Here is a 24,776-nt window from a genome sequence, read left to right as displayed (position 1 = left end):
ACGATCATGGCCAGGGTCTCGAGATTCACACTCGCCGATCGCCGAGAGGCGGTGGCACGGGCATTCGGGGGTTCCGAAAGCCCGACAGCCGTGGCCACGGACTTGGGCATCCACACCACCACGCTGTACCGCTGGGCCGGGTCGTCGACCACTGACGAACCCGGGCCCGCACCGACACGCCTCATCGAGGCCACCCAGGAGCTGCTTCGGCACGCCGACTATGCAGACATCACGATCGAAAGTGTCGCTGCGCAATGCGGTCTGGCCCCCAGAACTGCTTTCCACCACTTCCCCAACAAACGCCAACTCTTTCAAGCCGCCGTCGACGACGCCGCCACCGTTCTGATCGAACGCATCCGTGAACGGTCCGCGGACGCCGGCTGGCCGGACACCCCACTCGAGCAGCTGCAGACATTTCTGCAAATCGCTGCCGAGAGCATCTACGAGACCCCGCGCACGCACGTGCTGTTCCGCAATCTCGGAGTCCCGAAATCCGAAGGCACAGCGGAGCGTTGGCACGACAGCTTCGTCGATGCCATCACCGAACTACTCCGCGCCGCTGCCGAAGCAGGGCAGATCGACAACGCCACGGACCTCCCTGCCTCAGCCCGACTGCTCACCGGTGCCATGCGCGGCATCCACACCGCGGTGTTCGACGGTGCCGACGCCGACACGGCATTGGCCCTCGTCGGCCGCGTTCACCTTCTGATCCCGCCTGCGCGGCGCGACGCGACCGACTACGACGTCACTGTCGGCCCTGACGCAGCGCAGCGGTGACCGACGCGAACATGGTCGTCTTGATGGCTCCGATGGTGGCTTTGTCCTTACCGGAAATTGCCGAGAGCCGCTCCAGCGCAGCATCGATCACCGAGTCCTCGGCCGCTACGCCGTCGACGAGACCTGCAGTGAGGGCCTCCGCGCTCCCGTACCGATGTCCCGTGGTCATTGCGACCATGGCCGTCTGCGGAGAGAGCTTCGCCTGAATCAGAGCGGACATGCCGGGAGTGAAAGGGATGTTGATATCCGCTTCCGGAAAGCAGTAGTAGCCACGATCCTCGCGCATGAAGCGGTAGTCATGGGCAATGGCGAACATCGCTCCGGCACCGAAACTGTGCCCGTTGACCGCCGCGGCGGTGGGTATCGAAAACGTGAGTATTCGGGCGAACAGCGTCTGCACTCGATCGACGTACCAATCGGCGCGATCACCATGGGCCATCAGCCAGTCGAGGTCCAGTCCGTTGGAGTAGAACTTGCCCGCTCCTACTGTGATCAGCCCGCGCGCCGACCGCTCTATCTGGTCCAAGTGGGCGTCGACCGCATCGAGCCAGTCCGGTGAGAATCGATTCTCGTCCGAGCCGAGCGTCAAAATCGCTATGTCACTGCGAATTTCTAGCGTAGGAGTCATCGTGAGCTACCTTTCGAGGGTGCCGAGGCTATGAAGACTTCGGCGGTGGAGGGGGCGGAGGAAGAGTGAGGACGCCGCGCACGGCGGCAGCGAGTCGTTCGCGCACCGATGCGTCTGGCGCACGGCGACCCCGCAGGAGCAACGCGGCAGGGAGCTCGACGGTGCAATCCTTGATCACGGCTACGGCCGTGCGATCCGCTCGGTTCCACATCTCGGTCGACAACCGCACGAACAACTCGACGAGCGTCGAATCGAGCATACGAAGGTCGTCGGCAAGCGCGTCCGGAATATCGTTCGAGCCCAACAACTCTCGACGCGACACAATCATGAGAAACTGTCCGGCCGTTGGATGATCGAGTAGAAAGCGCGCCGGCGCATCCGCAGCAGCCACTATTGCGTCCACCGCGGTGCCCGTCGCCAATGCGTCGTCCACGGACCCTCGCTGCACTGTGAGCATGCGCTGCGCGCCGCGCAACCACACTCGGCCGAGGAGTCCGGCCCGCGACCCGAACGCGTGGTAGATCGCCCCGTTGGACACCGAGGTCAGCTCAGACAACGCGCGAATGGTGACCGCGGCCGGGCCCGACTCGACGGCCAACGCCTCGGCCACATTCAGTAGGTGGTCGAGATCGTGCACGCGTGGGCGGGGCATAACGTGACCGTAACAGAGCAAATGCTCTGTTACAACGACACGCTCGGCACCGCACCCATTCCGGATTTTCGACTGACCATCAGTCAAATTATTGACTGACAGTCAAACTGCACTTAATCTGGATCACACTCCGATCGCGACGAAAGGTCGATTCATGAGGGCAACGCACGATGCACCGACGATCGAGACGCAACGGGTCGCGCCCGACTACATCGCGCATTGGGTCGTCAAATCTGCGCGAACCGAGGAGATGGTGCGCTGGTACGGCACGGTGTTCGGGGCCGAGATCGCCTACCAGGACGACGAGATCACGTTCTTGACCTGGGACGACGAGTCGCATCGACTCGCGATCATCGCAGTACCCAAGCCGGTGAAGTTCTTGTTCCCCTTCGCCAAGCTGCGGCGCAAGGCCTACGGCATCGATCACATCGCCCTGACATTCCGATCTCTGGAACGACTGCTGGAGAACTATGTGCGGCTCAAGCGCCAGGGGATCCTTCCCGTGTGGTCCATCAATCACGGACCCACGATCTCGCTGTACTACGAGGACCCCGACGGCATTCGGCTCGAGTTCCAAGTGGAGAATTTCGATCCCGACCACACCGCGGCCTTCTTCTTCACCGAGGAATTCGCGCGCAATCCCATCGGCGTCAACATCGACCCCGACTACCTCCTCAGCCGACTCCGCAACGGAGCGACCCACGAGAAACTGCGGCAGCGTGAGGCCGGAACCAGGCCCGGCCGGCCGGTGATCGCCAACAAGAAGACCATCACACCGAAAACTCTGTGACCGATTGCTAGGGGGGATCGAAAGCTATGCCCATCAACATCATTCGAACCACGGACGGCTGGTGGCGACTCGACGGCGACCAAGCCGTCAGGATCGACACCACTGCGCAGACCACCCATCAGCTACTGGCCGACCCGTCGGCCATCGACGCCGCATCGGGGACAGGCACGAATGTCGCCGAGCTCGAACTCCTCTCACCTATCACCGCACCGTGCCGAGTGGTGGCGCAGTTGCTCAATTACCGATCCCATGCGATCGACGCCGGCTCGGACCCGAAGACTCTGCAGCCGACGTTCTTTCGTAAGTCGTCCGCGTCTATCAGCGGACCGAACGATCCCATTCGGCAACCGCCGGAGGTAGCCCTGCTCGACTACGAGATCGAGCTGGGCGTGGTGGTCGGTGCCGATATCCCCATCGGGACAACCGTCACCGACGACAACCTCGCGTCCTACGTGGCGGGCTTCGTCGTGGCCAACGACGTGTCGGCTCGGGAGATCCAGTTGACGAAAGTGCAGGTGTACGAGAGCAAGTCGTATCCCACCTTCACTCCACTCGGCCCTCGGCTGGTGCTGCTCGACAACGATGAGCTGCGACGACTGCCCGAGCTACGCATGACACTGGCGGTCAACGGGGAGATCCGTCAGGACCAGACCATCGGCGACGACCTCATCACGCCGCCCGCCGAGGCCTTCACCAGACTGGCCCGTTTTCAGAACATGACCGCAGGCGACGTCCTGTTGACCGGAACTCCGATCGGCACGGCAATCTCCGCGCCGCCCAAAGCGATCCAGAAGATCGGTGAACTCATCCCGCCTGCGCTGAAGTGGAAGTTCTTCTTCGCACGCCAAGCCAAGAACCCCAAATACCTCTCGGTCGACGACGTCGTCACTGCCACCATTCGCACTCCGGACGGGTCGATCGACCTGGGGACCCAGGAAACCGTCGTCCGATGAGCACTCCTGTCGTCATCATCGGTGCCGGGCCGGCGGGTACCACTGCAGCGCTTCTGCTGGCGCGCAGGGGTATTCGAACGGTATTGCTCGAGCGTCGAACCAGTCCCCTGTTCCATCCGGCGGCTCACGTCATCAATGCTCGGACGCTGGAGATATGGAACGAGTACAGCCCCGAACTGGCCAAGTCCATAGCGGCGATGTCGCCTCCGCACGAACAGGTCAATCTGATCAGCTGGTACGGCGACCTGGCAGGAGACGCGATCGGGTCGATCGATCTGCTGTCCGATCCCGAACGCAAAGCCATCGTGGAAAGCCAGAGCCCGTACATGGTGTCGCACATCGGCCAGCACATTCTGATGCCCGTGCTGTGGGACGCCGTGGACGCCGAACCGCTGATCGAATTTCGCCGCGGAGTCTCCGTCGAATCGGTCGAATCGAACTCCGGTGACGCGCGCGTCGCCTTCCGCACCGTGACGGGTGACGCCGCCGAAGTACGTGCGCCGTACGTCCTCGCCTGCGACGGTGCCAACAGCGCGACCCGCGACGCAGCCGGGATACCGTTGACCGGACCGGTACTCGCCAACATGGGCAGTGCGTTCTTCACGTCGAACACACTGTTTCCCGACGACGCGCGTCCGCTGTTGAGTTGGATCTACACCCCGGACCTGTGCGGAGTGCTCATCTCACACGCGGACCACCGCTACATCCTGATGACGGCCTATCTGCACCCCGCGCAGGAGATCGCCAGGAACGGCCGCCGATTCTGGGAGAAGACGCTACCGAAGGCGTTGGGTACGAACGACTTCGAGCTCGAATCGACGGGCACGTGGGTGATGACGTCTCAGACGGCCGACGCCTTTCGCCACGATCGGCTGCTGTTGCTGGGCGATGCCGCTCACCGCTTCCCGCATACCGGCGGCTTCGGGCTCAATTCAGGAGTGCAGGATGCCCACAACCTCGCGTGGAAGCTCGATGCCGTGCTCTCTGGTGCGGCAGGCCCGGAGCTGCTGGACACTTACGACACCGAGCGCCGCCCGGTGGTGGAGAAATTCGCCGAACAGAGCGTGGCCAACCACTTCCGCATGGACGACATCGGCAAGCGCGTCGGGATCACCAACGCCATGCTGGCCAAGGCAACTCAGGCGATGGGGCGGGCACCACTGAACAAGATCCCGGGCCGACTGATCGCGCCCATCGCAGCCGCAGCAACCCGCAAACAGATGAGTCGGTCACGAAGCCTGCGCCCGGACGTCCCCGGGTCGGCGGAACTGCGTGCCCAAATCGCGGCGGCGATTCCACTGCAGTTGGAGCATTTCGTCTCCACCGGCCTCCAATTCGGCTACCTCTACGACAGTCCACTGATCGCCCAGGACGCGTCGACGAAGCCCGTGGAAGACGTCGTCGATTACGTGCCCACCACGTACCCCGGTGCGCGATTGCCGCATGCGCTCGTCTCGGTCGACGGGCAACTCGTCTCGCCGCACGACGTGTTGGACCCGAACATGTTGACGCTGTTCACGTTCGACGGTTCAGCGTGGACAGCAGTGGTGGAGGGACTCAGTTCTTCCAGGCCCGGAATCGCGCTGGTCGTGCTGGACGCACCCGTCGGCGTCGATCGCAACGAGCTGATGTCACTGTTCGAGGTGGGTGAGACGGGAGCCGTCCTCGTCCGACCCGACGGCCATGTTGCCTGGCGCGCCGCCGATTCGACTGTGGGAGCGCAGGCCTCGCTGTCGACGTTTCTGAGCACGCAGTGGGGAAGCTACTACGTCGGAACCGTTTGACGGCAGGGGGTTGTCGCGGCGGCTCCCGCGTGACACGGTAACCAGTGGAAGCGTCGAAAAGGAGCCTGGTGTCGAACTCGGAATCGGTGAGGATTCTCGGTGACAGAGGACCGGTCGTCGTCCTGTTACCGGGCGGAGCCGAGCCCGTCGAAGGGTTCTTTCCCGGTCTCGTGGAGGGACTTCGCGCCGACCCCGGATGCCGGGTGGTGTTTGTACGACCGCCCCGGCACCGGCGCGAACACGACACGCGGGTCTCTGGCCGGAGCGAGTACCGCGCTGCACACGATGCTGGACTAGCACCGACTGGCACCCGCGATCGTCGTCGGGCAGAGTCTCGGAGGCGCTGCGGCGCTGCTTCTCGCCCGAGACCACCCCGAAGACGTGGCGGGTCTGATTCTCCTCGATCCATCCGCCGTCAACGACGTGAAACTGGCGAAGGCCACCGAGCTGATGGCGCCACTGGCCGGCCTAGCATGGCGAGTTCCCCTGTTGCGAAGGGCGATTGCCTCGGGGCTGCGAACACAGGCAGAGAAATTGGCCGACCGACATGCGATGCGACCGGAGTGTCGGTCTGCCCTTGTTCGGACCGCAGGAGTCGACATTCCGCGGCTCCGTGATGCCTCCGACGGATTGGCCGACCTGGCGAAGAGCTTCCGCGAGTGCGACCTCCCACGCGTGCCGTCCGTCGTTGTCACTGCCGACCGGAAACCGAATTCACGAATGACCCCGGCGCACGCGCGTTTGGCCGATGCGCTGGGCGCGAGGGTCGAACAATGGCCCGAAGCCGATCATTCGGTGCACTTGACCCACCCCGAAGAAGTTCTCGATGTATGTCGGAGAATCATCAACGCAGTTTGATTGCCACCGTCACCACAGCGACGATCGCTGCGGCAACTACTGCCGTCCATCCGACTGTGGCGTTCGTCAGCTCGCCGCCGAGACGCCCCTGTGCCAGCCATCCCAGACCCCACACGATCGCGAGCATCGGAGCAATGGCCCCGTTCGAGTAGCGCGCGAGAGTCACCCCGACCAGCGCCGCGACAGCGAGTACGACAATTGCCCAGAACGTTGCGCCGCCGGTCACTCCGAGATCGACCAGCCACGCCGAGATGTTGGCGATCGTCGCGACGCACACCCACCCGAGATAGAGGCCCATCGTGCCGTCGGTGATCAACGCGTCGGCCACGGATTCCGGGCGCTGCTGTTGCAGGAGTACGAACACGCGCACGAGAGCGGCCAACAGCGCGACGATGACCACCACGCTGAGCCACACCTGCCCGAACTGAATCGCGAGAATCCACGCCGGATTGAGCAACATCGACGCGATGGCCGGTGCCCGTAAGGCGTCGTGACGTGCAGTTCGGCCGGGTAGGAACTGCCAGACGGCATAGACGATGAGACCGGTGTAGATCAGCGACCAGATCGAGAACGCGGGACCAGCGGGAGCCACCAGCGTCGACGTGGCACTGAGCGCACCGCCGGCCGCCTCGGCAATGGGCGTCCCTACCCACGCGCCGGAGCCGAGAAACGACACCACAACCGCAACGACCGCACTGACAACGACGCCAATCCTCATGGCTGCGATAGTCCCCGAAAAACAGAAGCGACAAACCCTGAACTGCAATGCCGCTACGTTGTGCTGATGACATGGCGATGGACGGTGGCGGTGATGCTCGTCGCCATCACCGCAGTCACCTGTGCGTCGCCGGCGTCGCTGAGTCCCCACCGGGTCGTGGCTCAAATCGGATCAGCAGAAGCATTTCAGTGCGACCGAGGGCCCCAGATAGACGAGCCGCGGCCGAGATTCCCTCGGCTGACCCCCGGGACGGTGCCTGACGATTTCGTTCCAGTAGCCGCAATCGTCTGCGACCAAATCGACGAGGGGGTCGCCCCCGACACCGTGCCGTACCGCGAGCACAGATACGAAGGCGACCTCACCGAGGTGATCCGCCTACTGAACGCGCCGTCCGAAAGCATGCTGATCCGCGGCTATTGCCCGACATACAGCGTCGTCGAGCCGCCGCAGATATGGCTCGTCGACAACCGAGGGCGCGCAATGGAACCGACTCTCCCTACTGGGGAATGCGGGCTCCTGAATCACAGCGCCATCGCCGAAATTCGGACACTCGATGTGGTTACCGAATTCGAGCACGACGTATCGGTGATCAGCTACGACCGGCAACGAGTCTCGAGCTGCTCCCCTCACTACTCCGAGGTTCTCCTCGGCAGTGAGCGCGCAGCGGGTCTGACCATCGGTTTTATGTACTGCTTGTTCTCCGGCACCGAATTCACCGGAGTCACCGGCGAGATCGGGATATCGATCGAAGACTTGGCACCCGCCGGGCCCTGCTCGATGTCTGCGACGCGGACGGCGGTGACGACATATGTTGCTGGATGGCCGTCGAACATTCGTAATCTCACCATCGAACTCGACGGATGCCGTCGCGTCATTCCCGATGGTTATGCCCCGCTGCAGGCGACCGAGGAGTTGTTGGCCGCCTTCTGGTAGACACGCGGCATGCCCGCATCCATTGCCCTGCCGTCTCGCCGAGTCTTCGCAGCTGCGTGTGGGCTCACGCTGGTGACGGCCGTCGGATGCAGTTCGTCGCCCGCTGCGCCCGAGTCACCCGCGCCCGCAACGACGTCCGCAGCACAGTCGCAGTACGAGCTCACGGGCACTGCGGGGACGCTGCTCGAATCGGAGGATTTCGGGTCCCGCTCGGCCAGGCTCACTGCGACGGGTGCGACCGTCTATCGCTTCGTGTACGAGTCGACATCCGGTGTCGATGATTCTGCGACTGCGGTCTCCGGTGTCGCCGCTGTTCCACCCGGTACACCTCCAGCAGGTGGATGGCCCATCGTCGTCTACGGCCACGGCACCACCGGCGTACAGGCCGACTGCGGGCCCTCCCTCTACCCCGACCTACTCGGATTGGACTCCACGGTCGAGGCTTTTACCGAACTCGGCTACGTCACGGTGTTGCCCGACTACCAAGGACTCGGCAGCGGAGACGGCACCCACCCGTACCTGGAGCCGCGCACTGCGGGGCACAACATGATCGACGCGGCTCGCGCCGTCCACAACGCCCTGCCCGAGACCTCTGCTCGGTGGGCGGCCGTCGGACTGTCACAGGGCGGGCAAGCCGCCTGGGCCGCAAACGAATTGAACTCCAGCTACGGGCAGGGGCTGGAACTGATCGCCTCGGTCTCACTGTCCCCGCCCACGGATCTGGCACCGCTGGCGCGTGCCGCCAGGGACGGCACCCTGACCACACCGCAGAAAGGGCTGCTGCCGTACCTGCTCTACGGGGCGCAACAGGTCGATCCCACCCTCGACCCTCGGGACTACAGCGGCACGGTGGCCCAGACCAACACAGAACTACTACTCGCGTGTCAGGGCACGAACACCGCAACCAAGGAGCGCGCGGTCAGCGAGATGGCACCGACGGAGTTCGCACCGAGATCCCCGGCGGCAGAACAGAAGCTGTTCGATCTGATCGGCCGCTATACCCTCCCGCAGGTACGAACCACCGTGCCGATGTTCGTCGCCTACGGTGCGCGCGACGACATCGTGCTACCGCAGTGGACGGCCGACGCCGTCCGCGCAGCGTGTGCGCTCGGCGATCTGGTTGTCGCTCAGGAACAACCAGAGCAGGGACACAACGTGAGCGACGACGCGGCCATGCAATTCCTCGCCGCCGAATTCGCCGGTGCATCGGTTCCCAGCACGTGCTGACCAACGAAAGGATTCTTCGGTGAGCGGGAGGATCGCACGCTACACCCATGACGGACTCGAGTTCGACGTCCTCGACCAGGGACCTCTGGACGGACCGATTGTGTTGCTGCTGCACGGCTTTCCCGAACGTGCCGCGTCGTGGTCCGCAGTGATGGACCAGCTGAACGAGGCGGGGTTCCGAACAGTCGCGCCCGATCAGCGCGGGTACTCGCCGGGTGCCCGACCCAAACGCCGACGCGACTATCGTATCGGTGCGCTCGTCGACGACGTCGTGGCCCTCATCGACACGATCGGAGCCCCGGTGCATCTGGTCGGCCACGACTGGGGAGCGAACATCGCGTGGGTCACCGCGGGTCGGCGGCCGGATCTGATGTTGTCGCTGACCGCGTTCTCCGTCCCGCATCCGGGGTCGTTCATCACGGCTCTGCTCACCTCACGACAAATTCTGCACTCCTGGTACTTCGCATTCTTCCAACTGCCGGTGCTCCCCGAGAAATGGATGACACGACCTGGCCAGAGGGCCGAAAAGTGGTATGAGAAAAGCGGTATGAATGCGGACGACCTGGAGCGCACCCGCACGGACATCGTCGACTACGGCGCACTTCCTTTCGCTGTCACTTGGTATCGCGGACTGCCGTTCTCGATCCCGGGCGTCGGTCGACTGCGAATCACGGTCCCGACGTCGATGGTGTGGAGTGACGGCGACACCTTCATCGGCCGCTCGGCCATCGAACGCGCACAACAGTACGTCGATGCCCGCTACACCCTGACTGTGCTTGCCGGAGTGACGCATTGGATCCCGACTCAGGCACCGACCAAGGCCGCGCAGGCAATCATCGCCAACGCCTCGTAGATGCCTTCGGCAGTGGTGCGGCTATGTGCCTTCTGCGGCGCTCTGCCGCACCACTGCCGCAGGCACCACGGGCATACTGGAGTCATGGATTCCGTCGGACTTCTCACCGAACTGGTCACCCAGCCCACTGTGTCGGGTGATCCCCGTCCCCAGCGCTCGTCGATGGACGAAATCGTGTCCGTGCTCAGGGCCCGCGTCGGTGACCTTGCCATCGACGGCGATCCGGATGGTCCCCACCCATGGCTGTTGATCACCAATCCCTCCCCGCCGACGTCGAAGCGGTTGATGTTCGCGTGCCACGTGGACACCGTGCCGGCGGGTGATCTGTCGAATTGGCAGTTCGATCCCTTCGCTGCAGATATCGAACACGGTGTTCTCCGTGGCCGCGGCACCTCGGACATGAAGGCCGGGCTTGTTGCCGCCACCGCTGCGGTGATGGACGCCTTCGACAACGGGGTTCCTGCCGCCCTGTTGCTCACCAGCGACGAAGAGATCGGGTCACTCGGTGCGCGTGCCGCTCGCCACGCCGTCGCCGAGTGCGCCGTAGGAGCGGTCGTGGTTCCCGAGGCAACGGGAAATCGCGTCCATCTGGGGCATCGAGGTGCGTTGTGGGTCGACGTAACCACCAAAGGCATTGCAGCACACGGAAGTACTCCGCATCGGGGTGAGAGTGCAATCATGAAACTGGTCGACGTGTTGACACGAGCCCGCACCGAGCTCCCGCTGTCTACGGATCAGTTCCTCGGTGCCGAAACGTTCAACGTGGGATTGATCGACGGCGGCTCGGCACCCAACATCGTTCCCGACACCGCACACGTCGTCGTCGACCATCGCACCGTCGGGGACGGCTCGGCACTGCTGTCCTGGTGGCGTGATCAACCCGAGGTCGATCACGCCGACGCTCGCATCGATCTGCCAGGAGTTCGCACACCCCAAGGCGACCGATGGGTGGATGGCCTTCCGCATACCGTTGCTACAGAACCGGTCACGTACTTCACCGACGCGTCCATCATCGGATCCGCTGCCCCCGGTGCCCCTATTGTCGTGTGGGGGCCGGGGACGCCGGCACTGATGCACGCCGCCGACGAAACCGTCACGCTCGACGAACTCGATGCGGCGATCGTGGCCTACACCGCGGCGACGCGTGCGTGGCCGACCGTCGACTGACGGACCACCAACTCCGGCTGCAACGCGATGTGCGCAGTGCCGGTGTGATCGCTGTTCATGGCCTGATCCAGTAGGCGAGTGGCCTCTTCAGCGATTCGTTCCTGCGGTTGCCGGATGGTGGTCAGCGGCGGATTGCTCAATGCAGAGAACGGAATGTCGTCGAACCCGGTGACCATCACATCGCCCGGAACCGACAACCCGAGAGCCTGACAACTCTGCAGCACCCCGAGGGCGATCAGGTCGTCCGCGCCCACCACCGCATCGGGCCGCGTGGAGGCAGCGAGGATCGAGCGCGACGCCTCACGCCCCCAGTCGATCGAATAATCACCCAACAACGTCCACTCGTCCCGCGTCCGAATCCCCACGCGCTCGGCATGGCGGAAGAAGCCCGCCCGCCGCAACTCCGTCGACGAATTGGTCAGCTCGGAACTGATGAATGCGGCACTCCGAACCCCCTGTGCAGCAAGGTGATCCATGATCAGACCCTGAGCGGCATCATCGTCGACGCCGACCCAATCGGTATGAGTATCGAGAGCGAAGCGGTCGAGCTGAACCACAGGGATCGCACGGGCCGACGCACGAACGGCCTCGGCGGAACGTTCTCCATGGCACGGGCTGATGATGATGCCGTCGACCTGACGCGAGACCAGACTACGTAGCCGTTGCGCCTCTACTTCAGGATCCGATCGCGAATCGCACAGGAACAGCTGCAGTCCACGCTGCGAGAGAACGTGTTCGACGTTGACGACGAGCGAGGTGAAGAACGGGTTGGCAATACTGGGCACCACCATCCCGACCGTGTCCGTGCGGTTGCGGCGCAGAGAGCTGGCGATGATGTTGCCCGAATAGCCGAGTTCGGCCGCCGCCTGCCGAATACTCGCGGCAACGTCGCCCGACACCGGACGTGACCCCGAGAGCGCCCGAGACACCGTGGCTGTCGAGACGCCCGCGCGCTCCGCGACGTCACGAATGGTTGCTTTGCGCATCCAACTCCTACTCTCGCGTGTGAACCGAGGCTAGCGAACCGCACGGTCGCTTGCGATGCTGTTTACACAGTAGAGGTAATCGTTTACATAAACGACTCAAGAATTCCTTGACACGACCCGGTGCCGATCGCCTACGGTGCATACATACGAGGCAATCGATTACATCGCCTTGGTCGACGCCCACACCAGAGGAGCTCCTTACGTGAGTACGTCCCCGTCGGATCCGAACCCCTCAGCTTCGCTGGGGGTATTTCCGACAAAGCCGTCGGCGCTGGCCGAGATGTTCACCTCCGCACCCGCACTCATCGGCGCGATCCACCTACCCGCACTGCCGGGCAGCCCGCACTACAAGGGCCAGCCCGTCTCCGAGATCGCAGGCTTCGCCGTAGAGGAGGCGCACGCGTACATCGACAACGGATTCGATGGCGTCATCGTCGAAAATCATTGGGACATACCCTTCCTCAAGCCCGGAGAGCACGGATACGAAACAGCGGCCAGCATGGGCGTCGTCACCGCCTCCGTCGTCGGTGAGTTCGGCAGCAGAGTCGGAGTATCCATCCTGTCCAACGCGGGCGAATGCGGCGTGGCCGCAGCGTGGGCCGCCGGAGCGAGCTTCGTGCGGGTCAACCAGTGGGCAAACGCCTACATCGCCAACGAGGGATTCATCGAAGGCCAGGCAGCCAAGACCACCCGCTTTCGCCACCGCATCGGTGCCGACCCGGTCAAGATCTTCGCCGACGTTCACGTCAAGCACGGTGCCCACGCCATCGTTGCCGATCGCACCATCGCCGAACAGACCGAGGACGCAGAATTCTTCGACGCAGACGTGCTCATCGCAACCGGCTCGAGAACCGGTGACGCCGCCTCGGTCGACGAGGTGTCGGTCATCAAGAACAACACGGTCCTCCCCGTCATCATCGGATCGGGAATCACGGCGGCCAACGTCGCCGACCTGATGAACGAATGCGACGGTGCCATCATCGCTTCTTCGGTGAAGGAGAATGCACGCTGGTGGGGCCGGGTCTCCGGCGAGAAGGTTCGCGACGTGTCCCGCGCAGCCGGGAAGTAGACGATGATCGTATTTTTCGGCTACGCCAACAACGATGTCACGGTTCATGTTCCGCATGTTCCGACCCTCGGAGAGAGGGTGCAGGCCACGACGATCGAGTCGATCGACGGCGGCATGAATGCCAACGCCGCAGTGTCGGCAGCCCGCATGGGAGCCTGCGTCGCGTTCGCCGGCGCGGTGGGCCCGGACATTCGATCCTCCGAATTCCTCGCGGCCCTCGAACGCGACGGAGTCGACACCAGCTGGGCACCGCGCGACGCATTCCTCTCCACCGCAGTGGTTCTCATCGCCGACGGCGGGGACCGATCGATCATCAGCCAGGACGACGCCAACGACGCAGGCAGACTACGCACGGTCCTCGACAAGCTCTCGATCGACGGTGGACGCGTGTTCCTCGACGGCTACCGCGCATCGATGCTCCCACCCACGCTCCCCGGCAACGTCGGCCTCGCCATCGACCTCGACGGCTGCGACGACGTCGACGCCGCACTGCACGCATTTGCCCTTGCCGACCACGTCATCGTCGGACGCAGTCTGTGGCAGAACAGCTTCGGCATCCCAGCCGAACGGTGGCCGATACTGACCGCCGAGCACGACACCCACCTCGTCGTCACCGACGGCGAACGCGGGTGGACTCTGGTCACACCCTCGGGTGAGACCCTGACAGAACCGGCAGTATCGGTCGACGTCATAGATGCCGTCGGAGCCGGAGACTGCTTCTGCGGCACCTACATCGCCTTCATCGACGCGGGCGAACCCCCTATCCACGCAGCCCGAATGGCGGGAATCTCGGCAGCACTCGCCTGCGCTACAGCCGGACCACGCGGATGCCCCACTCCAACCGAACTCGCCGACTTCACCTCCACCCTCGCCACTGTCGATCTCCAGGAGACCCGATGATCAAACGCGCACTCCCCCTCGTTCTCGGTGCCGCACTTGCGCTCACCCTCACCTCGTGCGACTCCGCATCCAGCAGCGACACCGCGGGCGGAACCGACGCAGCCGCGTCGAGCATCCCGGATCCGAGCCGCGTCGCCGATTCGTGCGACGGCAAGAACGGCACCCTCAAGGTCGGTCTCGTCACCATCAACCTGCAGGCCCTGTTCTTCAACCAGATCAACAACGCAGCCCAAAAGATCGCCGACCAGACCGGCGTCGAACTGCAGATCATCAGCGGCAACGACGACTCGGTCAGCCAGGCCAACGCATTCGACAACCTCATCGCCTCGGGCGTCGACGCGATCATCGTCGATGCCATCGACACGGACGGCATCAAGCCCTCTATCGTCAAGGCCGATGCTGCGGGCATCCCGGTCGTCGCCGTCGACGCCACCGTCGACGATCCTGCCGTGGACACGCAGGTCGGCACCGCCAACGCCGAAGGCGGCGTTCAGATCGGCGACACCCTCACTGCGTTGGCGAACAACACCGGCACCGTGGGAATCGTCGGCGCACTCAACAGCACCATCCAGCTCGAACGTCAGAAAGGCTTCACCGATACCGTCTCGGCGGCCGGGATGACCGTCGGCACCGTGGTCGACGGCCGCAACATCCAGGAGAACGCGCAAACCGCGGCCGAGAACCTGCTCACCGGCAACCCGGACATGCAGTACGTGTACGCCACCGGGGAGCCTGCTCTGATCGGGTTGGTCGCCGCCGTGAACAGTCAGAACGCGCAGGACCGAATTCAGGCCGTCGGCTGGGATCTGTCCGATCAGGCCGTCTCCGCTCTCAACGCAGGGTGGCTGAAAGGCGTCGTGCAGCAGAACACCTTCGAGTTCGGCTACGAGGCCATGAATGCCGCCATCGACCTCGGCTGCGGACGGACCGCACCCGCTGACATCCCGGTACCGACCCAGATCGTCACTCCGGAGAACGTCGGCGACTACATGTACTACCTGGAGAAGTAGCCCTATGGCACAACAAGACCTGACGGTCGCGCCACTGATCGAACTCTCGGGAATCACCAAATCGTACGGCCCGGTGAAATCGCTTCGCGGAGTCGACCTTCGACTCGGTCGCGGCGAAGTACTCGGGGTCGTCGGAGACAACGGCGCCGGCAAGTCGACGCTCATGAAAATCCTTGCCGGCGCCGTCCAACACGACGGTGGAGAGATGCGGGTGAACGGGGAACCGGTGCGCTTCTCGACACCGCTGGACGCGCAACAGAAAAAAATCGGCATCGTCTACCAAGACCTCGCCCTGTGCGACACCTTGGACGTCGCAAGCAATCTGTTCCTCGGCCGCGAGCCACGCAAGGGGCCGTTCCTCGATCGCCACGGGATGCACGAACGTTCCGCCAAGATTCTGGCGGACCTGCACGTGAAGGTGAAGTCGACCTACCAGGAGATCGGGCAACTCTCCGGTGGGCAACGCCAGACGGTGGCCATCGCACGCGCGGTCTCGTTTCGACCGGACGTGTTGATTCTGGACGAACCCACCGCCGCTCTTGCTGTGGCAGAGGTCGAATCGGTCCTCAAACTCATCACCGACGTCGCAGCCCAAGGCGTCGGAGTCATCCTGGTGACGCACCGCCTACAGGACCTGTTCCGGGTCTGCGACCGCATCACCGTCATGTACGAGGGACAGAGCGTCGACGATGTTCCGATCGGCGATCTGAACATCGAGTCGCTCGTCGGATTGATCACGCGCACGCCGGTTCCCCAGCGTTCACCCTCCTCGCCGGAAGGCCGCCCATGATCACCGTGGACAAGAAAGCCCAGCCGACCGTGGAGAAACTCGCGGCTCGCCCGACTCTGTGGCAGCAGACCAACAAACCGACCCTGGCCATGCTGGCGGTCACCGTCGCAGTGGCCCTGGTGTTCTCGGTGACGACGTCCTCGTTCTTGACCTTCACCAACATCTCGAATCTCGCGACGCAGATTGCTCCGGTTCTCATCATCGCCGTTGCCATGACGTTCGTGATCACCACCGGTCAGATCGACCTGTCGGTCGGAGCAACGGTTGCCTTCGTCGCCGCGATGAGCGCCGAACTCATCCAAGCCGGCGTCGACTCCTCGGTGGTGTTCGTCGCGGCACCACTGATGGGCGCAGCATGGGGCCTGGTCAACGGCTGGCTCGCTGCATACCAGGGCATTCCGCCGTTCATCGTCACCCTGGCAACCCTGTCCATCATCCGCGGCATCGCGTTGTACAGGACCGAGGGCTTCTCGGTGCCGATCACTCCCGGTACCGCCTTCGCGAAACTGGGTACGGCGTCGTGGCTGGGCTTTTCGGCAAGCGCATGGATTGCTCTGGCCGTAGTGATCGTCGGCGCTGTTGCGCTCAACCGCACACGATTCGGCCGCTACGTCACCGGAATCGGCTCGAACGTCGAATCCGTCCGACGCTCCGGCGTCAACACCCGTCGCGTGCTGATGATGACCCTGGTGTTCACCGGGCTCGCCGCGGGCATCGCGGGCCTATTGATCGCTGCACGACTCGGTTCGGGATCGGCCAACTCCGCCAATGGTTTCGAGCTCACCGTCATCACCGCAGTGGTGTTGGGAGGCACCAACCTGTTCGGCGGCCGGGGAACGGTCATCGGCACCGTCATAGGTGCAGTGTTGACCGGCATCATCGCCAACGGCCTGACGCTACTCGGTGTGAGCCCGTTCCTGACACCGATCATCACCGGTGTTGTTCTGCTCGTTGCCATCTGGATCAACATGCGCGGGCACTCTCTGGCTTCGCTGTTCAAGCACCTGCAGAGCGCACCGGGTAAGCAATGATCGTCCAGACCGTCACCGGGCCGATCGACTCCAGCGAACTGGGACTGGTGCTACCGCACGAGCATCTGCACAACGACGCCTCGACCGCGTATTCCGAAGCTGCCGACCCGGCTCTGGCGCAGTTGCTGTCCGGTCCGGTATCGGCGGACCGCGCCTGGCTGCTGCACGACAACCCGTACCACAGCGCAGACAACTGCCGAGTGGACGACGCGGCGGCCGTACTCGACGACCTGAAAGTGTTCGCGGACAACGGCGGTACCACGGTCGTCGACCTCACGCCGCCGGGCATCGGGCGGCGACCCGAGATCCTCGAGCACTACTCACGCGAGTCCGGAGTACGCGTCGTCATGGGTTCGGGCTGGTATCTCGAACCCACGCACCCGCCCGAGGTCACCGCGCTCGGTATCGACAACCTCGCGGCCCGGCTCATCGCCGAATTCACCGGCGACGGGCCGCGGCCGGGGGTGATCGGTGAGATCGGCGTTTCGCCGTCCTTCACCGACGCCGAGGCCAAAGCACTGAGAGCCGCCTGCATCGCCCAAAGAGAAACCTACGTCCCCTTGTTCGTCCATCTCCCGGGCTGGCAACGCAGAGGACATCAAGTCCTCGACATCGTCGTGGACGAGATGGGTGTCGACCCGGCAGCTGTGGTGCTCTGCCACATGGACCCCTCGGGCGACGACCCCGACTATCAGTGCGCCCTCGCCGATCGCGGAGTCTTCCTCGAGTTCGACATGATCGGCATGCCCTTCGAGTTCGCAGGCGAGGGCCAGTCGCCGTCGCCCGCCGATACCGCGTTCGCGATCTGCGGCCTCGTCGGCGGCGGCTATCGATCCCAGTTGCTGCTCAGCCACGATCTGTTTCTCAAGTCGATGCTCCGCAAGTTCGGTGGCAACGGATTGGCCTACGTTCCAGTCTCTTTCGCAGCGCGGCTGGTCCGCAGCGGAATGGACGCACACCACGTCTCCTCGCTCATGCAGGACAACCCCAGGTCGCTCTTCGAGAGCGCCGGAAAAGGATAGAGAACCACCATGGGTAAGAAAGTTCTGATCGCCGGCGAAAGCTGGATGACCTCGTCCACCCACGTCAAAGGCGTCGACGAATTCACCGTCCATTCCTACGTCGAAGGGGTCGGACCCCTGCGTGACGCACTCACCTCGCGCGGGCACGAAGTGGTTCACATGCCCGCGCACCTCGTTCCCACACAATTCCCCGGCACGGCCGAGGCCCTGTCCGAGTTCGACGTCATTGTGCTCTCGGATATCGGAGCCAATTCGATTCAGCTCGCGCCCAACGTGTTCGACCGCTTCCAGGCCGGCGACGACAGGCTTGCCGCACTGCGTGAGTGGGTGAGCAGCGGAGGAGGACTGATCATGATCGGCGGGTACCTGTCGTTCTCCGGTTTCCAAGCGCGCGCCGCGTATCGGCAGACTGTGCTCGCCGACGTATTGCCGGTGACACTGCTGGCCGAAGACGACCGAGTCGAGGCTCCCGGCGGAATGGTTCCCGATGTCGTCGACAGCACGCACGCCGCACTGGGTGCCAGCGGAACACAGTGGCCCGCCTTGCTCGGTTACAACCGAGTGGTACCGAAGGAGGGCGCTGCCGTGCCCGCCACCATCAATGGAGATCCGCTCGTCGCGGTCGGCGAATACGGCTCGGGCCGATCCGCGGTCTTCACCTCCGATTGCTCGCCGCACTGGGCCCCGCCCGAGTTCTGCGAACAATGGCCCGGTTACACCGACCTGTTCGACGGCTTGATCACGTGGGTTGCCGGCGCGTGACACGCTCGCAGCAACTCGTCGAGCGTCAACAGCCCAACCTCGCTGCTGCTCAGCAAGTTCGGTTCATCGTGCAATCGACAGACGGATCACTCTCCGATGAGGACTTTCGAAGGTACCTGGTGATCGAGGAGGCGTTCGTACTCACTGCGGTCCGCATTCTGGGGCTGGTCGTCGCGGAGTCGACGTCATTGGACGACGCGTCGGATCATGTGATGTCGATGTCGAACCTCGTCGGAGAACAGCGAGCGTACTTCGCCGGTCTCCGCGAGAAGTTTCCGTTCGACGGCAATACCGAAGAGTTGGTCGCGAGTTCCTCGGCGCTGTCGGACTATGCCCTCGGACTCGCGCAGCGAGAAGGTAGAAGTGCCGCTCTGGTAGCGATGTTCGCCGCCGAGACCCTGTACCTATCGTGGTGCCGAACAGCGATGAAGTCCTCCGCCGAACGCGAACCGGCACTTCAAGAATGGATTGCCATGCACACCCGGTCGACCTTCGTCGCTCAGGTCGACGCACTGGCCCATGAAGTCGACCGCATGGACGCCGTGGACGACGAGACGCTCGACAGGTGGTTCGAGGGGATGCTGGCCGCCGAAAACGAATTCCACGACGCAGTGTGAGTGCCTGCGGCAGTGGTGCGGCTATGTGCCCTGGGCGGCGCTTTGCCGCACCACTGCGCGAAGCGCACTCAGCTCTTCTGCGGCTCGATGGTCTTCTGCGTGTTGTCGTGGGCGATCTCGATCTTGCGCGGCTTCGCCCGCTCCGCCAGCGGGATGGTGACCGTCAGGACGCCGTTGTCGTAGGAGGCAGAGATCTTCTCCGCGTCGACGCCGTCTCCCAGGGAGAGTTGCCGACGGTACGTTCCGGCGAACCGCTCCGACGAAAGCCACTGCACACCATCACTACTCGGAGCGGTGCGATGCGCCGTCAGAGTGAGTGTGCCGCGGTCGATGTCGACGTCGATGGAGCCGGGATCGACGCCGGGTAGGTCGGCGTTGAGTACGTAATGGTCGTCGAGCTTGTACAGATCCATCGGCATGAATCTGGGCGCACGGTCCGAACCACTGGTCGCGCCGAGCATGCCGGCGGCAATCGAGTCGAGGTCACGGAACGGATCGAAGCGAAGCACAGCAACCACCTCCTGTACGACGAAGCGTCCGCCCCTGTGGCGGGCCGCCCTTCACTGTGCAGAACCCAAATTAGCACTCTCCACCGGAGAGTGCCAATAGGGTACTTCGATTTTTTTGCGTTCAATTCTGTTGCAGTGGTGCAGCTATGGGCTCAGCTACACCACTGCGGACATCTCAGGCTGCGTCGGCCAGTCTGACGAGATCGCGCCCCTTGGTTTCCGGTGCCAGGTAGGCCGACACCAGCGTGATCGCGGAGTAGATCACGAGCATCGCCGCGATGGGCCACCAGCTACCGGTCCATGCGGTGAGGCTGGCCGCGAGCAGCGGTCCGATGGCAGTGGCGAGGATGCCGCCGATCTCCTTGGACAGCGCGAGCTGCGTGAAGCGGGTACGTGCGCCGAACAGCTCCGCCATCGTCACGCTTTCGAGCGAGAACAGGCCCAGCACACCGAGGTTCAGAGCAAGAACCATTGCGACGACGAGGGCTATGGTGTTGCCGCTGGTGACCATCAGCATCAGCGGGAACGCGAGAATCATGGTGAGCGCACTGAGCACCATGTACATCGGACGACGGCCGAACTTGTCGCCCAGGATGCCGATGATCGGAATGGTCGCGAAACCGATGAGCGAGCCGTAGACGATCGCGCTGGTGGCGATGGAACGATCGATCAGCAGCGTCGACGCGATGTAACCGACCAGGAACGTCTGAATCAGTCCGGAGTTGCCCGCCTGACCGAAACGCAGACCCAGCGCGATGAAGAACGCGCGCCCCTTCTTCTGCTTGAGACCGGACTCGAGAACGCTGACCTTCACGTCCTCGTCGGTCTTCTCGATCTCGTCGCGCGAGAGAGCCACACCGTCGACCACATCGGCACGCTCCTCGAAGACCGGGCTCTCCTTCAGGTTCGAGCGCAACCACACCGCGAAGATCATCAGGAAGAAGCTCGCGAGGAACGGCACTCGCCAGCCCCAGCTGAGCAACTGATCCTCGGACAGGACAGCGAGCAGCAGGGCCCAGATAGCCGAGGCCGCAAGGGTTCCGGAGTTGGTTCCCAGGGAGACCAGCGATGCGATGAGGCCTCGACGCTTGTCCGGTGCGTATTCGACCAACATGACCGTCGCCCCGGCGATTTCGGCTCCGGCACCGAAGCCCTGGATCAGGCGGAGGGCAACGAGCAGGATCGGCGCCATGATGCCGATCGCGTCGTAAGTCGGCAGTGCGCCGATGAGGGTGGTGGATGCGCCCATCATCGCAATGGTGATGAACAGGACCTTCTTTCGACCGATCCGATCGCCCATCCGGCCGAAGTAGATGGCACCGACCAGGCGGGCCACGTAGCCGACTCCGTAAGTGGCCATGGCGGCGATCAAGCCGATCGCCGGGCTCACGTCGGGGAAGAAGATGCGATTGAAAACGATCGCGGCGGCGAGCGAATACAGCTGGAAGTCCATGAACTCCATTGCCGTACCCAGCCAACCGGACATCGCCGCCTTGGTGAGGTCTTTAGTGCTGCGAGTCGGGACGGCGGTGTTACCGCGATCGTCCGTCGACTCGTTGGTGTCCTGTGACATCCGAAGCTCCATTGCTGGTGATGATCGATGAGTTCATGATGCGAGTTCGCCGCGGTCTCCGCGAGACCTGTGCCTCATCGAGGAGGGTTGGTGGCGCTCGCCACAGTGATATACAAGCACTGTTATACCAATACGTCAATGACCCTTCGCGAACCGAACTACGCGGTGCCGAGCGCACTCGCAGAACGGGCCAGTTCCTCTATCGCGGCCCAGTCCCCCGCCTGCACCAGTGAGCGCGGCGTGAGCCAGCTACCGCCGACGCACACCACATTCGGCAATGCCAGGTAGTCGACAGCGTTCTGCGGAGTGATCCCGCCGGTGGGGCAGAACGTCAAGTGCGGCAACGGGCCTGCCAGCGCGCCCAGTGCCGCTGCGCCACCCGAGAACTCGGCCGGGAAGAACTTCATCTCGGTCGATCCGGCCTCGGCAACGGTCATCGCCTCGGTCGCAGTCGACACGCCCGACAGAACAGGCACCGGTAGCGTGCGTACCGCGTCGAGCAGACCCTTCGACGATCCGGGTGAGACCAGGAACCTCGAGCCGGCATCCACCGATCTCATGGCATCGTCGCGGTTCAGCACAGTTCCCGCGCCGATGACCACTTCCGGCACGTCCGCAGCGATCGCCGCAATGGCACCGAGCCCGGCCTCGGACCGCAATGTCATCTCGATGATGCCGATGCCGCCCGCATAGAGTGCACGCGCCAGCGGCACTGCATCCTCCACCCGATCGATCACGACGACGGGAATCACCGGACTCACGCGTAATACATCTCGGGCAGTGAGGTTTTCGAGCAATGTTTCGTGTTCGGAGGTCATACCAGCACTCGTTTCCACTCGCTCAGCGAGTTGGTCCGTAGGAAGTCGGTCCACGCAACGACCTGCGTGCCGAACGGTGACGTGGGCCCGAGATCGGACCCGAAGATGGACTCGACAGCGAGAAGGTCCGACGCCGACCCGGCCCGAGCCAACTGCGCCGACAACGGATCGTCCAGTGCACGTCCGGCTCCCGTCTCGGCGAGAACGAAGGCGCACCAGGCTGCGACGGCAAGGGCGAGCATGTCCGTCGAACCACCGGCGTCTGTGGCGTCCCGCACGGTTCCGAGAAGGCGCGGTCCGAGCTTCTGCGATCCGTCCATCGCCACCTGCCGGGTGGTGTGTTTCAGCGCCGGATTGGCGAATCGTGCGCGGACCTCGTTGCCGTAGCCGACAGCGTCCATTCCGCCGGTTGTCGTCGGTGCCACGTCTCGGAGAACCATGGCCCGGCAGATCTCGTCGAGCTCCGAATCCTGGACCGCCTCGGCGATGGTGTTGTGTCCACGCAGAATTCCGAGGTAGGCCAACACCGAGTGAGTGGCATTGAGGACGCGCAACTTCATGGTCTCCCACGGCTCCACGTCGTCGACGAACTGCACGCCCACTCGTTCCCAGGCCGGACGCGGACCAGCGAAATTGTCCTCGATCACCCACTGCCGAAAGGGTTCGCACACCACCAGGGCGTCGTCGCGCAGTCCCGTTCGTCGTTCGTTGTCCGCCCTGTCCTCATCGGTGGTAGCCGGCACGATTCGATCGACCATGCTGCTGGGGAATGCGACTCGACGCGAGATCCATTCGGCCAGAGCGTCGTTCATGCCGCGTGCCTCTACGAAAACACGGACGAGTTCGGAGAGTATGTGCCCGTTGGACGGTAGGTTGTCGCAACACAACACCGTGAGGGGCGCATCGCCTGCCATGCGTCGAGCCAGGCCCGCCACCAACTGTCCGGCGACGGTGCGCGGCGGCCTGCCTGCCAGATCCGCCGCGATCTCCGGATCGTCCAGGCGCAGTCGACCCGACGCGGGGTCGAGTCGATACCCCTTCTCGGTGACCGTCAGCGTGACGATGTGCGTTGCGGGATCGGCGATGGCCTCGACCACCGCGCCGGGGTCAGCGGCCGCGTTCCGTACGTCGAGCATCGAACCGACGACGGTCGCCGTCGTCTCCTCGGTTCCCTTCTGCACCAGGGTGAACAACCCGTCCTGTGGGGCAAGCTGTTCCACCACGGTGTTACTGCGCTGGGTGAAACCGGTGATGCCCCAATTGGTCTCACCGGTCAGCAGCGCCGCCTCGTAGGTGAACGCGGCCTGATGCGCCCGATGGAATGCCCCGACGCCGAGATGCACGATTCCGCTGGCGGTGGGACGAACGACCTCGGCGGTCGCATCGGACAATCGCGTGGCCACCGTCATGTCGTCACTCGTTCTCTGTGACGTCGGATTTCGGACAGCGGTGCGATGAGACCGGTGCCGCCCCGCCCGCCGACGCTCAGCGATGCCGCAGCAGCTGCCATGGCCGCCGCCTCGCGAAGATCGTCGCCGAGAGCGAGACGCGCCGTCAGGGTGCCGGCGAACACATCACCGGCACCGGTCTGATCGATGACCTCGAGCGCGGGGATCACCGGCTGGTGCGACGTCCCCGCAGCGGTGAAGATGCTGGACCCTTCGGACCCTCGCGTGACCACCACGGAACGTGCACCCCAGCCCATCAGGAAAGCTGCAGCAGCCTCCGGTTCGGTTGTGCCCAGGAGCAATTCGATCTCGCTCGGTGCCGATGGCACCATCACCTCGGTACAGGGAGCAACGCTCTGCAGGAATGCGCGGGCCTCGTCGGCCGTGGTCAACCTGGGGCGAAAGTTGGGGTCGTAGACGAATCTGCCCGAGCGCTGCGCCGCGTGCAGCATCGTGCGGGCGAGCGTTGGCGACAGTGCCGCAGCGATTCCGCCGCCCAGCACGGCACCCGCCTGCTCGATCACACCCTCGGGCAGGTCTGCCACATCGAGCTGACTGCCCACCGATCCGGCTCGGGCATAGGAGAACTGGCGATTCCCCTCCGGATCGATGTGCAGGAAATAGACACCCTGCTGTCCGGGAACTCGCCGAATGTAGGTGTCGTCGATACCGAGTTCACGAATTCGCCGACAGACGGCGTCGCCGAGCTCGTCGTCGGATACCCGCGCGATCAGCGCGACCGAGGCACCCGCGGCCGCGGCAGCGGCACCTGCGTTGACGACATCTCCCGACACCCCGAGCACCCCGTGCGCTCCGTGTCGGAAGGCCTCGGTGGTCGAGACCTCGACGAGGGGCTCGCCGAGCAGGACGACATCGAATTGCGTTGTGGTCATGTGGCGCT

At 63.9% G+C, this 24,776-nt stretch carries 26 protein-coding genes; 17 read left to right on the top strand and 9 right to left on the bottom strand.

Annotated elements, in window-relative coordinates:
* The first annotated feature begins 6 nt into the window (after positions 1-6).
* Positions 7-777: a TetR family transcriptional regulator gene (locus tag CH266_RS24090; RefSeq protein ID WP_094716311.1), complete on the top strand. Its 771-nt coding sequence runs from the start codon at positions 7-9 to the stop codon at positions 775-777.
* On the opposite strand, the gene CH266_RS24085 is transcribed toward CH266_RS24090, so the two are convergent.
* Positions 746-1,405, bottom strand: a complete 660-nt coding sequence (locus CH266_RS24085; RefSeq protein ID WP_094716310.1) for an enoyl-CoA hydratase/isomerase family protein — start codon at positions 1,403-1,405, stop codon at positions 746-748. The genes CH266_RS24090 and CH266_RS24085 overlap by 32 nt on opposite strands.
* Positions 1,406-1,433: 28 nt before the next feature.
* On the bottom strand, positions 1,434-2,057 hold the full coding sequence (locus CH266_RS24080; RefSeq protein ID WP_080729392.1) for a TetR/AcrR family transcriptional regulator: 624 nt from the start codon (positions 2,055-2,057) through the stop codon (positions 1,434-1,436).
* Positions 2,058-2,211: 154 nt separating this feature from the next.
* Here CH266_RS24080 and CH266_RS24075 point away from each other — a divergent pair, with 154 nt between their 5' ends.
* The 4 genes from CH266_RS24075 to CH266_RS24060 all read left to right on the top strand — a co-directional run bounded on the left by CH266_RS24075 (position 2,212) and on the right by CH266_RS24060 (position 6,442).
* Positions 2,212-2,847, top strand: a complete 636-nt coding sequence (locus tag CH266_RS24075; RefSeq protein WP_094716309.1) for a VOC family protein — start codon at positions 2,212-2,214, stop codon at positions 2,845-2,847.
* Between the two features lie 26 nt (positions 2,848-2,873).
* On the top strand, positions 2,874-3,800 hold the full coding sequence (locus CH266_RS24070) for a fumarylacetoacetate hydrolase family protein (protein WP_094716308.1): 927 nt from the start codon (positions 2,874-2,876) through the stop codon (positions 3,798-3,800).
* Complete coding sequence (locus tag CH266_RS24065; protein ID WP_094716307.1) at positions 3,797-5,584, top strand: FAD-dependent monooxygenase; 1,788 nt, start codon at positions 3,797-3,799, stop codon at positions 5,582-5,584. The genes CH266_RS24070 and CH266_RS24065 overlap by 4 nt, the downstream gene beginning before the upstream one ends.
* 303 nt (positions 5,585-5,887) lie before the next feature.
* Entirely contained in the window at positions 5,888-6,442 is a 555-nt protein-coding gene (locus CH266_RS24060) for an alpha/beta fold hydrolase (RefSeq protein WP_217901026.1), read from the top strand.
* Here the strand turns inward: CH266_RS24060 and CH266_RS24055 are convergent.
* Positions 6,429-7,160 carry a tryptophan-rich sensory protein gene (locus CH266_RS24055; RefSeq protein WP_094716306.1) on the bottom strand — a complete coding sequence of 244 codons (732 nt, stop codon included), beginning with the start codon at positions 7,158-7,160 and terminating at the stop codon, positions 6,429-6,431. The genes CH266_RS24060 and CH266_RS24055 overlap by 14 nt on opposite strands.
* A gap of 66 nt (positions 7,161-7,226) precedes the next feature.
* Here CH266_RS24055 and CH266_RS24050 point away from each other — a divergent pair, with 66 nt between their 5' ends.
* The 4 genes from CH266_RS24050 (at position 7,227) to CH266_RS24035 (ending at position 11,340) form a co-directional block, all read left to right on the top strand.
* Positions 7,227-8,093: a hypothetical protein gene (locus CH266_RS24050; protein ID WP_141214570.1), complete on the top strand. Its 867-nt coding sequence runs from the start codon at positions 7,227-7,229 to the stop codon at positions 8,091-8,093.
* A gap of 9 nt (positions 8,094-8,102) precedes the next feature.
* Positions 8,103-9,320, top strand: coding sequence for a lipase family protein (locus tag CH266_RS24045; RefSeq protein ID WP_094716304.1), 1,218 nt, complete (start codon positions 8,103-8,105; stop codon positions 9,318-9,320).
* 19 nt (positions 9,321-9,339) lie between these two features.
* A complete protein-coding gene (locus CH266_RS24040) occupies positions 9,340-10,173 on the top strand; it encodes an alpha/beta fold hydrolase (RefSeq protein WP_094716303.1) in 834 nt (277 codons plus the stop codon).
* An 84-nt stretch (positions 10,174-10,257) separates the two neighbouring features.
* The gene (locus CH266_RS24035) at positions 10,258-11,340 is read left to right on the top strand and encodes a M20 family metallopeptidase (protein ID WP_094716302.1); all 1,083 of its coding nucleotides are present in this window, start codon (positions 10,258-10,260) and stop codon (positions 11,338-11,340) included.
* Here CH266_RS24035 and CH266_RS24030 read toward each other — a convergent pair.
* Entirely contained in the window at positions 11,301-12,326 is a 1,026-nt protein-coding gene (locus CH266_RS24030) for a LacI family DNA-binding transcriptional regulator (RefSeq protein WP_094716301.1), read from the bottom strand. The two genes, CH266_RS24035 and CH266_RS24030, sit on opposite strands and share 40 nt — an antisense overlap.
* 202 nt (positions 12,327-12,528) lie before the next feature.
* Between CH266_RS24030 and CH266_RS24025 the strand changes: the two genes are divergently transcribed.
* From CH266_RS24025 to CH266_RS23990, 8 genes are read left to right on the top strand one after another with little or no spacing between them, the layout of a single operon-like run.
* On the top strand, positions 12,529-13,395 hold the full coding sequence (locus CH266_RS24025; protein WP_230592013.1) for a BtpA/SgcQ family protein: 867 nt from the start codon (positions 12,529-12,531) through the stop codon (positions 13,393-13,395).
* Positions 13,396-13,398: 3 nt separating this feature from the next.
* The gene (locus CH266_RS24020; protein WP_094716300.1) at positions 13,399-14,295 is read left to right on the top strand and encodes a carbohydrate kinase family protein; all 897 of its coding nucleotides are present in this window, start codon (positions 13,399-13,401) and stop codon (positions 14,293-14,295) included.
* Positions 14,292-15,305, top strand: coding sequence for a substrate-binding domain-containing protein (locus CH266_RS24015; protein WP_032367057.1), 1,014 nt, complete (start codon positions 14,292-14,294; stop codon positions 15,303-15,305). Before CH266_RS24020 ends, CH266_RS24015 begins: the two co-directional genes overlap by 4 nt.
* A gap of 4 nt (positions 15,306-15,309) precedes the next feature.
* Positions 15,310-16,095, top strand: a complete 786-nt coding sequence (locus CH266_RS24010; RefSeq protein WP_032367058.1) for an ATP-binding cassette domain-containing protein — start codon at positions 15,310-15,312, stop codon at positions 16,093-16,095.
* Entirely contained in the window at positions 16,092-17,126 is a 1,035-nt protein-coding gene (locus CH266_RS24005; protein WP_032374888.1) for an ABC transporter permease, read from the top strand. Before CH266_RS24010 ends, CH266_RS24005 begins: the two co-directional genes overlap by 4 nt.
* The gene (locus CH266_RS24000) at positions 17,123-18,148 is read left to right on the top strand and encodes a phosphotriesterase family protein (protein WP_027495428.1); all 1,026 of its coding nucleotides are present in this window, start codon (positions 17,123-17,125) and stop codon (positions 18,146-18,148) included. Before CH266_RS24005 ends, CH266_RS24000 begins: the two co-directional genes overlap by 4 nt.
* A gap of 9 nt (positions 18,149-18,157) precedes the next feature.
* On the top strand, positions 18,158-18,910 hold the full coding sequence (locus tag CH266_RS23995) for a glutamine amidotransferase (protein ID WP_027495427.1): 753 nt from the start codon (positions 18,158-18,160) through the stop codon (positions 18,908-18,910).
* Entirely contained in the window at positions 18,907-19,527 is a 621-nt protein-coding gene (locus tag CH266_RS23990) for a TenA family protein (RefSeq protein ID WP_094716299.1), read from the top strand. The genes CH266_RS23995 and CH266_RS23990 overlap by 4 nt, the downstream gene beginning before the upstream one ends.
* A 68-nt stretch (positions 19,528-19,595) precedes the next feature.
* Here CH266_RS23990 and CH266_RS23985 read toward each other — a convergent pair whose 3' ends face one another.
* From CH266_RS23985 to CH266_RS23965, 5 genes are all read right to left on the bottom strand, one after another.
* Positions 19,596-20,036 carry an Hsp20/alpha crystallin family protein gene (locus CH266_RS23985; RefSeq protein ID WP_027495425.1) on the bottom strand — a complete coding sequence of 147 codons (441 nt, stop codon included), beginning with the start codon at positions 20,034-20,036 and terminating at the stop codon, positions 19,596-19,598.
* A gap of 175 nt (positions 20,037-20,211) precedes the next feature.
* Positions 20,212-21,609, bottom strand: a complete 1,398-nt coding sequence (locus tag CH266_RS23980; protein WP_032400512.1) for an MFS transporter — start codon at positions 21,607-21,609, stop codon at positions 20,212-20,214.
* 158 nt (positions 21,610-21,767) lie between these two features.
* Entirely contained in the window at positions 21,768-22,427 is a 660-nt protein-coding gene (gene eda, locus CH266_RS23975) for a bifunctional 4-hydroxy-2-oxoglutarate aldolase/2-dehydro-3-deoxy-phosphogluconate aldolase (protein ID WP_032400452.1), read from the bottom strand.
* On the bottom strand, positions 22,424-23,836 hold the full coding sequence (locus tag CH266_RS23970; RefSeq protein WP_094716298.1) for a mannitol dehydrogenase family protein: 1,413 nt from the start codon (positions 23,834-23,836) through the stop codon (positions 22,424-22,426). Before CH266_RS23970 ends, eda begins: the two co-directional genes overlap by 4 nt.
* Complete coding sequence (locus tag CH266_RS23965; RefSeq protein WP_027495421.1) at positions 23,833-24,768, bottom strand: sugar kinase; 936 nt, start codon at positions 24,766-24,768, stop codon at positions 23,833-23,835. Before CH266_RS23965 ends, CH266_RS23970 begins: the two co-directional genes overlap by 4 nt.
* Positions 24,769-24,776 lie beyond the last annotated feature (8 nt).

It is taken from the genome of Rhodococcus sp. 06-1474-1B, assembly GCF_002258885.1.
GTDB lineage: Bacteria > Actinomycetota > Actinomycetes > Mycobacteriales > Mycobacteriaceae > Rhodococcoides > Rhodococcoides fascians.
This window is presented reverse-complemented; position numbering and strand designations above follow the sequence as displayed.